Origin of the sequence: Streptomyces sp. NPDC059371, assembly GCF_042751995.1 — a bacterium.
Taxonomy (GTDB): Bacteria; Actinomycetota; Actinomycetes; order Streptomycetales; family Streptomycetaceae; genus Streptomyces.
Window position 1 is genome coordinate 18014 of the sequence record NZ_JBHYXD010000074.1, and the last position, 10448, is coordinate 28461.

Annotated in this window: 11 protein-coding genes; 3 read left to right on the forward strand and 8 right to left on the reverse strand. The window is 70.7% G+C overall.

Annotated elements, in window-relative coordinates; all coding sequences use genetic code 11:
- Positions 1 to 186 precede the first annotated feature (186 nt).
- The 5 genes from cbiE to ACFXGX_RS31105 all read right to left on the reverse strand — a co-directional run bounded on the left by cbiE (position 187) and on the right by ACFXGX_RS31105 (position 5310).
- Positions 187 to 1395 (reverse strand): precorrin-6y C5,15-methyltransferase (decarboxylating) subunit CbiE, encoded by a 1209-nt coding sequence (gene cbiE, locus ACFXGX_RS31085; protein WP_384797589.1) that lies wholly within the window; start codon positions 1393 to 1395, stop codon positions 187 to 189.
- Positions 1396 to 1796: 401 nt separating this feature from the next.
- A complete protein-coding gene (locus tag ACFXGX_RS31090; RefSeq protein WP_384797592.1) occupies positions 1797 to 2435 on the reverse strand; it encodes a GNAT family N-acetyltransferase in 639 nt (212 codons plus the stop codon).
- 176 nt (positions 2436 to 2611) lie between these two features.
- Complete coding sequence (locus tag ACFXGX_RS31095) at positions 2612 to 3445, reverse strand: MetQ/NlpA family ABC transporter substrate-binding protein (RefSeq protein ID WP_384797595.1); 834 nt, start codon at positions 3443 to 3445, stop codon at positions 2612 to 2614.
- 96 nt (positions 3446 to 3541) lie between these two features.
- Complete coding sequence (locus ACFXGX_RS31100) at positions 3542 to 4279, reverse strand: methionine ABC transporter permease (protein ID WP_384797598.1); 738 nt, start codon at positions 4277 to 4279, stop codon at positions 3542 to 3544.
- Entirely contained in the window at positions 4276 to 5310 is a 1035-nt protein-coding gene (locus ACFXGX_RS31105) for a methionine ABC transporter ATP-binding protein (RefSeq protein WP_384797602.1), read from the reverse strand. The genes ACFXGX_RS31100 and ACFXGX_RS31105 overlap by 4 nt, the downstream gene beginning before the upstream one ends.
- Before the next feature lie 614 nt (positions 5311 to 5924).
- On the opposite strand from ACFXGX_RS31105, the gene ACFXGX_RS31110 reads away from it, so the two are divergent.
- Both ACFXGX_RS31110 and ACFXGX_RS31115 read left to right on the forward strand, forming a co-directional pair.
- Positions 5925 to 6284, forward strand: a complete 360-nt coding sequence (locus ACFXGX_RS31110; protein ID WP_384797605.1) for a hypothetical protein — start codon at positions 5925 to 5927, stop codon at positions 6282 to 6284.
- Positions 6285 to 6324: 40 nt separating this feature from the next.
- A complete protein-coding gene (locus ACFXGX_RS31115; RefSeq protein WP_384797654.1) occupies positions 6325 to 6771 on the forward strand; it encodes a hypothetical protein in 447 nt (148 codons plus the stop codon).
- A gap of 39 nt (positions 6772 to 6810) precedes the next feature.
- Here the strand turns inward: ACFXGX_RS31115 and ACFXGX_RS31120 are convergent, their stop codons facing one another.
- From ACFXGX_RS31120 to ACFXGX_RS31130, 3 genes are all read right to left on the reverse strand, one after another.
- Positions 6811 to 7314, reverse strand: a complete 504-nt coding sequence (locus tag ACFXGX_RS31120; protein WP_355773722.1) for a GNAT family N-acetyltransferase — start codon at positions 7312 to 7314, stop codon at positions 6811 to 6813.
- A gap of 58 nt (positions 7315 to 7372) precedes the next feature.
- A complete protein-coding gene (locus tag ACFXGX_RS31125; RefSeq protein ID WP_384797609.1) occupies positions 7373 to 7864 on the reverse strand; it encodes a sigma-70 family RNA polymerase sigma factor in 492 nt (163 codons plus the stop codon).
- 218 nt (positions 7865 to 8082) lie between these two features.
- On the reverse strand, positions 8083 to 9246 hold the full coding sequence (locus ACFXGX_RS31130) for a glycerophosphodiester phosphodiesterase (protein WP_384797612.1): 1164 nt from the start codon (positions 9244 to 9246) through the stop codon (positions 8083 to 8085).
- A 390-nt stretch (positions 9247 to 9636) separates the two neighbouring features.
- Between ACFXGX_RS31130 and ACFXGX_RS31135 the strand changes: the two genes are divergently transcribed.
- Entirely contained in the window at positions 9637 to 10326 is a 690-nt protein-coding gene (locus tag ACFXGX_RS31135; RefSeq protein WP_351862431.1) for a lysophospholipid acyltransferase family protein, read from the forward strand.
- Positions 10327 to 10448: the final 122 nt, after the last annotated feature.

A 10448-nucleotide genomic window follows, 5' to 3' on the forward strand; every position in this document is an offset into this window, starting at 1 on the left:
GCCCTCGCGACAGCGTGATCCGCGAGAGCCCGCTGTGGACTACGCCACGTTGCGCGTCCTCCGGGTTCCGCCGTACCACACACGCCTCAAAACGGGCGGGTTTTCCGGACATTGACCTACGAAAGGCCGACCCCCAGGAGCGGTACAACGATCGGCCAGCCTACCGCGCGCGGTACGACAACAGGATCACGGGGCGCGATCCGGCAGACGGCCGCTGAGCAGGAACGCGACGCTCCGCTCCTTCTCCGTCCAGGCCCGTGTATCGAGTTCGACGGACTGAATGAGCGCGCACTCGACGTCATAGCCGTGCTCGCTCAGATCGCGGCCGATGAGTTCGGCGGCGTCACGGGTCGCGGCGTGCGCGACGATCCGCTGGGGACGTCGGTCGGCGACCGCGGAGACGACGGCCGCGCCCCCGCCCCCGACGCGCACGACATCGGGTTCGGGCAGGTCCTCCAGGACGTGCGGGGCGCTGCCGTGCACGATCTGCATCTGCACGCCGTAGCGGCGGGCCGAGTGCTCGGTGCGGGCGCAGGAGCCGGGACTGCGATCGACCGCGATGACGGCGGCGCCGGTGCGGGCGGCCTCGGTGGCGAAGGCGCCGCTGCCGCAGCCGATGTCCCAGACGAGGTCGCCGACGCGTGGCCCCAGCCGGGCGAGTTGGGCGGCGCGCAGCAGGTCCGTCTCGCCCTCGCCGAGCGCGCCGCCGTACGCCCGCGCGGGCAGCGCCCAGCCGCGCGGCCCGCCGGCGGGCTCCCGGCCGGCGATCCAGCCGCCCTCGGCCGCGGCCACGAAGGCGCCGATGACGATCACGACGTTCGGGTCGCGCCAGGCGTGGTCGGCCGCCTTGTCGGAGGTGAGGATCGTCACCTGCTCCCGGGAGGTGCCGAGTTCCTCGCAGATGACGAAGGTGCGGTGCACCCCTTCGAGGAGGAGCCCGAGTTCGGCGGGTCCGGCGCCCGGCGAGGTGAGGACGGCGACCTTGGTGTGGGCTCGGCATACATTCACCGCGCGTCGCAACGTGCGGCTGTGTGCGACGACTACTTGTGCGTCGTCCCAGGGCATTCCGGCGCGGGCGAAGGCCGCGGCCACGGAGGAGACGGCGGGCACGACTTCGACCTCCAGGCCGAACTCGGGTGAGCGCAGGGTGCGTACGACACCGAAGAATCCGGGGTCCCCGTCGGCGAGGACGACGGCGGTGCCCCGGTGGCTCGCGATGCGGCGGGCGGCGAGGCCGACGCTGCCGAGCCGCACGCGCTCGGCACCCTCGGGCACTTCGGGGAGGTCGAGATGATGGGCCGCTCCGGCCACCAGTGTGGCGGCACCGAGAGCGGCACGCGCCGCGACGGTCGGCGGCGAGCCGTCCCAGCCGATCACCGTGACCCGGTCGGCCATCGTCGTCAGTCTCCAGACAGGTCTTCGCGGGTCTCAGGTGCAGCCCGGGCGGGCTTGGTGAGGGTACCCCGGCGCGGTGCGGCGGACGTGTGGCGGTCGGCGTGGCGCGGGGAGTGGTCCCGCCGCGCCGGGACGAGGGGCCCCGACGACGGCCCGGGTCCACGCGAGCCGGGTCCGCGCGAGCCAGTGTCCGCGGGAGCCGGGTCCGCGCGAGCCGGTATCCGGTGAGCTGACCGCCGTACACCCATGTGACTCGACCCGGCCGTATACGACCTGACATGACCGCTTACGACCAGCCATGGCCGTACACGCCCCACCGTGACCGTGCACGCCCCGCCACGACGGCTCCCGTTCACCGGTGCGGGCCTCCCGAGCGGGCTGGAGTGCGGCCGGCCGCCGCCTCAGTTCCAGTCGTTGAAGGAGGCGAAGCCGCCCGTGTCCGTGAGGTGGCCCTCCATGCCGTCGAGGTCCTCGGGCAGCAGGCTCCACACGATGAAGTCGGTGCGCAGGTCGACCCAGGTGCCGTCCTCGGTCCGGGTGCGCGCTATGCAGGCGTTGCGCAGCACACCCTCGCTGATGCAGCCGATCTTCTGGGCCACCTGCTGCGAGGCGGTGTTGCCCGCGGCCGTACGCAGTTCCACGCGCTCGAACTTCTGTTCGCGGAAGAGCCAGCGGGCGGTGGCGAGCGCGGCCTCGGACGCGTAGCCCTCGCCGCGCGCCCAGGGGGCGATGATGTACGACAGCTCGGTGGACCTGACCCGCCAGTTGGTCTTGCCGAGCTGGATGACGCCGACCAGGCGCTGGGTGAGGAACTCGGTGACGGCGAGGTCGAGTCCACGCCCCTGGGCGCGTTCCGTCGGGGCGTAGTCGGCGATCCAGTCGCGAGCGCCGTCCTGGGTGAACGGCTGGGGGATCGACGTCCAGGCCGCCACCATCTCGTCGTTCATCATCTCCGTCAGCGCGGGCACGTCGTCCTCGTCGAGCGCACGCAGGACCAACCGCTCCGTGCTGATGGAGATGTCGGGGAAGGTGCTCGTCATGCGACGCTCCGTAACCGTCGGGGACTTCGGACCTGATGTACCGTCGGGTCCGCTGAACTGCCCAGCATGCAGCATGAAACCACTGAACGGCACAACGGGGTCCACTCCGGGTAATGGAGTGGACCCCGTGCGGTGACGAGTCGGGCCGCGGGCCGCAAATCGGCCCGGCCGCCTGCCTACTTGAACGACGGAATGACGGAACCCGCGTACTTGTCCTCGATGAACTTCTTGACCTCGGGCGAGGTGAGGAGCTTGGCGAGCTTCTTCACGCGCGGGTCGTTCTCGTTGCCCTTCTTGACCGCGAGGAAGTTGCCGTACGGGTTGTTCGTCGCCGACTCCAGGACGAGGGCGTCCTTGGCGGGCTTGAGGCCGGCGGATATGGCGTAGTTGCCGTTGATCACCGCGGCGTCCACGTCGTCCAGGGAGCGCGGGGTCTGCGCCGCCTCGACCTCCTTGAACTTGAGGTTCTTGGGGTTCTTGGCGATGTCCTGCGGGGTCGCCTCGTTGCCGGCGCCGTCCTTGAGGGTGATGAGCCCGTTGGAGGCGAGCAGCTTCAGGGCACGCGCCTCGTTCACCGCGTCGTTCGGCACCGCGACCGTCGCGCCGCTCTTCAGGGCGTCGGCGCTCTTCACCTTGTGGGAGTAGAGGCCGAGCGGCTCCAGGTGCACCGTGACGACGGGCACGATGTGGGTGCCGCGCTTCTTGTTGAAGTCGTCGAGGTACGGCTGGTTCTGGAAGTAGTTGGCGTCGACCGAACCGTCCTCGGTGGCCGTGTTGGGCACGATGTAGTCCTGGAACTCCTTGACCTCCAGGTCGAGACCCGCCTTCTTCGCCAGGTTCTTCTCGATGAAGTTCAGGATCTCGGCGTGAGGAACCGGGCTGGCCGCGACGATGAGCGGGCCGCTGGTGTCGGAGGCGGTGGAGTCCTTGTCGGAGCCGCAGGCGGAGAGACCCAGGGTGAGGGCTCCGGCGGCGAGGACGGCAGTGGTGATCTTGGCGGTGTTACGCACGAAAAGTGCCTTTCCTGAGGGGTGGAGCGCCCCGTCATGGGGTGGACGGGGAAATCTGCGGATGGGGCCGGGGACCGCGTGAGGGTCCGCGGTTGTTCAGACGGCCTCGCCGACGTCCACGGCGGCGGGCCGGCGGGTCTTCAGCAGGCGCAGCTTCGGGGCGGAGCCGGAGTGGCCGCCGCGGCGGTCCAGGGTCCGGGCCGCGTAGTCGCCGGCGAACTGGATGGCCGAGATGGCCACGGCGAGGATGGCGACGATGATCCACATCAGCTCGGTCTCGAAGCGCTGGTAGCCGTAGCGGATGGCGAGGTCGCCGAGGCCGCCGGCGCCGACGGTGCCGGCCATCGCGGAGTAGCCGATGAGGGCCACGACCGTGGTGGTCGCCGAGGAGATCAGCGAGGGCAGCGACTCGGGGACGAGGACCTTGCGGACGACGGTCCAGGTGTTGCCGCCCATCGCCTGCACTGCCTCGACGAGCCCGCCGTCCACTTCACGGACGGCTGTCTCGACCAGCCGCGCGAAGAAGGGGATCGCGCCGATGGCGAGCGGCACGATGGCGGCGTCGCGGCCGATGGTCGTGCCGGTGACCCACCGCGTGAAGGTCATGAGCGCGACCATCAGGATGATGAACGGCATCGAGCGGGCGATGTTCACGACCTGCCCGACGACCTTGTTGGCGACGACGTTCTGCAGCAGGCCCCCGCGGTCCGTCAGCACCAGCAGGACGCCGAGCGGCAGGCCGCCGACGATCGCTATGAGGGTGGACCAGCCGACCATGTAGAGCGTGTTCCAACACTCCTCGGACAGCAGCGGCTGCATCTCGGACCAGCTCACTTGGCACCTTCCTTGACCAGCTCGGGCTGCTGCCCCTGGATGTCGATCTGCAGGCCCTGTTCGCGCAGGAATCCGATCGGCACGACGTTCTCCTCGTAACGGCCGGGCAGTTCGATGCGCATCCGGCCGACCTGCCTGCCCGCGACGGTGTCCATCGCGGCGCCGAGGATCGAGATGTCGATGTTGTACGTGCGCGAGAGCTGCGAGATGACCGGCTGGGTGGCCGACTCGCCGTGGAAGGTGACGTCGATGACCGTGCGGTCCTCGCCGGAGGCGGTGCCGCTGACCGGGAAGAGCGCGGCGGCCAGTTCGGAGCCGGGCGTCGCGAGGAGTTCGCTGACGGTGCCCGACTCGACGATGCGGCCGTTGTCCATCAGCGCGGCCGAGTCGCAGACCGTCTTGACGACGTCCATCTCGTGGGTGATGAGCAGGACCGTCAGACCGAGCTGGCGGTTCAGGTCACGCAGGAGCTGGAGGATGGAGCGGGTGGTCTCCGGGTCGAGGGCGCTGGTCGCCTCGTCGGAGAGCAGCACCTTCGGGTCGCCGGCCAGCGCGCGGGCGATGCCGACGCGCTGCTTCTGACCGCCGGAGAGCTGGGCCGGGTAGGACTTGGCCTTGTCGGACAGGCCGACCAGGCCGAGGAGCTGGAGGGCCTTGTGGCCGCGCTCCCTCCTGGAGAGGCCGAGGATGTCGAGCGGCAGCTCGACGTTCTCCTGGACGGTCCGCGAGGACAGCAGGTTGAAGTGCTGGAAGACCATGCCGATCCGGCTGCGCGCCTGGCGGAGCTCCCGGCCGGCCCGCGGACCGCGCCCGGCGAGGGCGGTGAGGTCCCGGCCGTCGACGGTGACCGTGCCGGAGCTGGGACGCTCCAGCAGGTTCACGCAGCGGATGAGCGAGGACTTGCCGGCACCGGACTGGCCGATGACGCCGAACACCTCGCCTTCGCGGACGTGCAGATCGACGCCGTCGAGGGCGGTCACTTCACGGCCGCGCGAGCGGTAGACCTTGGTGAGGCCCGTTGTCGTGATCACTGGAGAATTCCGTCACTGTCGAGTGCGGGGCGTGGGTGTGCGCCGGGCACGGGTGCATGCGGTCGGAACGCGGCACGGTTCTCGCGATGGCGATGGAACCGGAAGGAGAACGTGTGCGCGGGGCAGCCCGGTCACGTACGCGGTACGGACACTGGGCGCGGTGATCCCGCTTCGGGGCGCGGGATCAGGCGGTGGTGCGAGGGCCCTCTAGCAGGCGCACATTCGACACATACAACGAGCACCGGGCGTCATGGTCGCCTCGGTCGCAAGGATGCGGTCGCTCGTCGTGGTCATGGAAGGAAGTAAAGCAGACAGGAGGGTGGGGACCGCCATCGCTGTCCGAATAGCGGACAGCAATGGACAGTGGTGGTCACTTTTCGGCCTCGGCCGCCCCGGACGGAGAGCTCGACTCCCTCGTGCGTCACCAGTACGGGCAAGGGAGAGGAGCCCTCGACCGCGAGGTCGGCGTCGAGGTCACCGGCTCGGAGCGTTGTGGCCAACGCCACGGTGGCAGGGCCCGCGGCGCGGCCCGCCCGGAGCGCGGCGGACACTGGCCCGCCGGGCAGCCCGGGGGCGAGCGCATCAGGTCTTTTGGCCCGTAATAGGGTCACGGCATGTTTGATGCCCTGACGGTCGCGACGGCTGTCGCCGCGCTCGTGCTCGCCGCCTGGTGCGGCTGGGCCGCCCACCGCGATCAGCCCACCAAGGACTGGCACTTCATCGGCATGGCCGTGGTGAGCGTGCTCGCACTGGTCCAGCTCGTGATCGGCGTCGTCCAGCTCGCGCGCGGCGAGAAGCCGGACCAGGGCACGACCATCTTCGTGGCGTATCTGATCGGCGCCTTCGCGTGCATTCCCGCCGCGGGATTCATGTCGCTCGCGGAGCGCACCCGCTGGGGTTCGGTCACGGTGGCGGCCGGCGGCATCGTCCTCGCCGTGCTCGAGGTCCGGCTCTACGACATCTGGGGAGGCTGAGATGACGGCCACGGAGGAGAACACGCCGGTGACTCAGGACATGCGCGACGAACAGGGCGGAGCCCCGGCGGAGCCGTCCGCCGGCACGAAGCGCGCGCGGCTCATCAGCGGCCCGGGCATCCTGCTGGTGTGGCTGTACGGGGTGATGGTGGTCGGCGCCGTCTCACGGTCGGCCGTGCAGATCTCCACACAGTTCGACAAGGCGCCGCTCGCCTACTCGCTGTCCGCGGTCGCCGGTCTCGTCTACGGGTTCATCACGTACTCGCTCGTGCGCGGCGGCGAACGGGCGCGCAGGGCGGCGCTGGTGTGCTGCGCCGCCGAGCTCGCGGGTGTACTGGTCGTCGGGACCTGGACGCTGGCCGAGCCGTCCGCGTTCCCCGACGCCACGGTGTGGTCGGACTACGGCATGGGCTATCTCTTCATCCCCGTCCTGCTGCCGCTGTCGGCGATGTACTGGCTGCGCAAGGCGCGTACGAACGCCGGCTGACGGCTCCCGGCCGAAAGCCGGGCGGGCGGTCGTGGGCGCTCAGGCGCTGGTGGCGTACACGCCGGCGTCGGCGCCCTTGGCCAGGGTCACCAGCGTCATGCGCTCGCCCACCCGCTCCTGCGAGACGGGGGCGTAGCCGTGCTTGCGGTACAGGCGCAGGTTGCGCTCGCTGCGGTGGCCGGTGAAGAGCTGGAAGGACTTGGCCGCGCCCTCGGCGCCCAGGCGTGCCTCGATGGCGTCGAGCAGACGTCCGCCCAGGCCGTGCCGCTGCATGCGCGGGTGCACGATGAGCTTGTTGATGCGGGCCGTTCCGTCGGCGTCGACGGCGCCGCGTACGGAGGCCACCACCTCGTCGCCGAGCCGGGCCACCAGTACGGTGCCGCCCGCCAGTTCCGCCCTGAGGGAGTCGAGCGGCTGTGTGAGCGGCTCGATGCCGTAGTCGCCGTACAGCTCGGCCTCGCTCTGATAGCAGAGGTACTGCAGCTTCAGGATCGATTCCGCATCCTGCTCGGTCGCCGCCGAGATGGTCACGCTCATGCCCATGTGTGCATGCCTCCCGCTCACCTGTTCCACCGGTCGTCCCCCACTCCTATCCCCGTCGTCAGCGGGCCGCAACCTCCGGCGTCAGCAATCGCCGAAGACATCCAAGACATCTGGAGCGTTCCGGACCAAGATTGCCCTGTGAGATACCCAACTCGCCTGCGATCTCCCGGTAAGTGAGGTCCGCCGGAGAGAGCAGGGCGGCCATCAGGCCGGGGCAGCGGCCGGGCAGCCGGCGCACCGCCTCGTGCAGCTCACGCCGGCGGACGGCGACCATCGCCCGCTGCTCCGGGCCGGAGCCGTCGTCGGCGGGTTCGGTGGCGTAGGGCTGCTCGACGCGTGCCCTGCGACGGCAGAGGCGGGCCTCCGAGCGCACGGCCCGGCGCACCCAGCGCTGCGGGTCGGCGGGCGGTCCCGTCGTCTCCAGGCGTTCCAGCAGCCGTAGCCAGACGGCCTGTTCCAGGTCGCCCCGCTCGGCGCCGGAGGCATGGGCCTCCGCCGACGCCTCGGCGGCGAGCAGCGGGCGAAGGGTGGTGAGCAGTTCGTGCGTCATGTGCGGCACCACGCGGCCGCCCCGGCGCGAGGTTGCCGGGGCGGCCGTTTCTCACCCCATCCGGGGTGACCTGGTCGTCCGTTGACGGAGGGCGGGCACCTGTCCCGCTCCGTGGCCCGATCCCGGCCCGTGTCCCGATCCCGGCCCGTGTCCCGATCCCGGCCCGTGTCCCGGTCCTGGTCCGTGCCCCGGTCCGCGGGCGGCCCGGGGCGGTGGACTCATCGCTTCAGGAAGTCCGCGCGGGCCAGCACCGCGGTGTCCGCGTTGTCGGAGAACACGCCGTCGATGCCCGTCTCGAAGTAGACCTTGAAGGCGCCGAAGGGGTCCCCGTAGGCATCCGCGGCGGTGCCCTTGCGGAAGTTCGCGGGCAGGAACGGGTTCTCGTTGCGCATGGTGTACGGGTGCAGGATCAGGCCCGCCCGGTGCGCGTCGGCGACGAGCGTGGTCGCGGTGGTGAGGTTACCGGCCGCGTCCTTCGGGATGACCAGGTCGAGGGTGGGGCCGATGCCCTGCGCGTACGAGGCGATCCACTCCAGGCCCGCGGGCGTGACGAGGTCGGCGACGGTGCGGGGGTCACCCGCCGCGACGAAGTCCCAGGGGCGGGTGTTCGCGGCCGACAGCAGGACGACGAGCGGGTTGCCGACGAGCTTGTCCAGCCGCTGGATGCTGCTCGGCTCGAAGGACTGGAGGATGACCGGCGAATCCTTCCTGTCCTTGCCGTACTTGCGCAGCAGCTTCGCGACCCGCTCCTCCAGGCCGAGACCGAGCGCCCGGAAGTAGGTGGGGTGCTTGGTCTCGGGGTAGATCCAGACCTGCTTGCCCCGCTTGCGGGTCTGCTCGTCCTGCCAGCGGAGCACCTCCTCGAAGGTGGGGATCTCCCAGCGGCCGTCGTAGAGGGTGTTGTGCGGACGGTTGGCGGGGACGCGCTCGATGGCGCGCAGGGTCTTCAGCTCGGCGAGCGTGAAGTCCTCGGTGAACCAGCCGGTGGTGGGGACGCCGTCGAGCGTCTTGGTGGTCCTGCGGCCGGCGAACTCGGGATGCGCGGCGACGTCCGTGGTCCCGCCGATCTCCGGTTCGTGGCGGCACACGAGGTGACCGTCCTTGGTGGGCACCAGGTCACCGGCCTCGACGACGTCGGCGCCCAGGTCGAGGGCGAGCTGGTACGAGCCGAAGGTGTGCTCCGGCCGGTAGCCGCTGGCGCCGCGGTGACCGATGACGGTCGGCCTGGGCAGGCCGCGATAGCCGCCGCCTCCGTGGCGTTCGTCCGCGCTCGCGGTGCCGGGCAGGCCGAGGGCCGCTCCGCCCGCCCCGAGCACCGCCGCCGAAAGCAGCGTCCGCCGCGCCGTGCCCCGCTCCTGACCGTTCGACTCCTGCGCTCCCATGAGCGCTCCTCCCGCCGTAGGTGCCTGCCTGTCGAAGCGGGACGATCGTAGGTGCCCCCGTGTGACGGGAGGGGGGCCCGCGGCGGAACAGTGGGTGACCTCGGATCCACCGCGGGATGCGGAATCTGACGGTCCGTCGGCATCGGCCGGGCGGTCGGGGGTAGCCGTGAGGCGGAGACCGGCGCACGGCCCTTCGCCGGGCGCTCACCCGTTCGCCGGTACCCGCGCGCGATGTCCGTCACACCGGACGACCCCGGTGTCCACCGCTCACGGGCACGCAATCGCAGGTAAACGTAGGTCAACAGTGCGTATCCGGTCGATGAACCCGATGTGCAATCGACCGGGAACCGCGAGTATGGTCCTCACCTGCACAGACTCCATACCGATCCCTTGACACCGGAGGGCCCGTTGTCCCGCTTCGCGCTCATCAAGGCAGTGCTCGGAACGATCATGCGCCTGATGTTCCGCCTACGGGTGGAGGGCGTGGAGCACATCCCCGGCAAGGGGCCGGTGATCCTCGCCGGCAACCACCTCACGTTCATCGACTCGATGATCCTTCCGCTGGTGTGCGACCGGCAGGTGTTCTTCATCGGCAAGGACGAGTACGTCACGGGCAAGGGCCTCAAGGGCCGGCTCATGGCGTGGTTCTTCACCGGCGTCGGCATGATCCCGGTGGACCGGGACGGCGCCAACGGCGGCGTGGCCGCGCTGATGACCGGCCGCCGCGTCCTGGAGGAGGGCAAGATCTTCGGGATCTACCCCGAGGGCACCCGCTCCCCCGACGGCCGTCTGTACCGCGGCCGCACCGGTATCGCCCGGCTCACCCTGATGACCGGCGCCCCGGTCGTCCCGTTCGCGATGATCGGCACGGACAAGCTCCAGCCGGGCGGCGCGGGCATGCCGCGTCCGGGCAAGGTCACGGTCCGCTTCGGACCGGCCATGGAGTTCTCGCGCTACGAGGGCATGGACCGCGACCGGTACGTGCTGCGCGCCGTGACCGACTCCGTGATGACCGAGGTCATGCGGCTGTCCGGCCAGGAGTACGTCGACATGTACGCCACCAAGGCGAAGGCCGCCTAGCCTCGCGGCACTCCAGCATCGAAGGGGTGGGGGGGGCGGGGGGGGGCCGGGGGGGCCCCCCCCCGGCGGGGGGCGGGGCCGGGGGGGGCGCGCCCGCGGGGCTGGGGTGGGGAGGGGAGGGG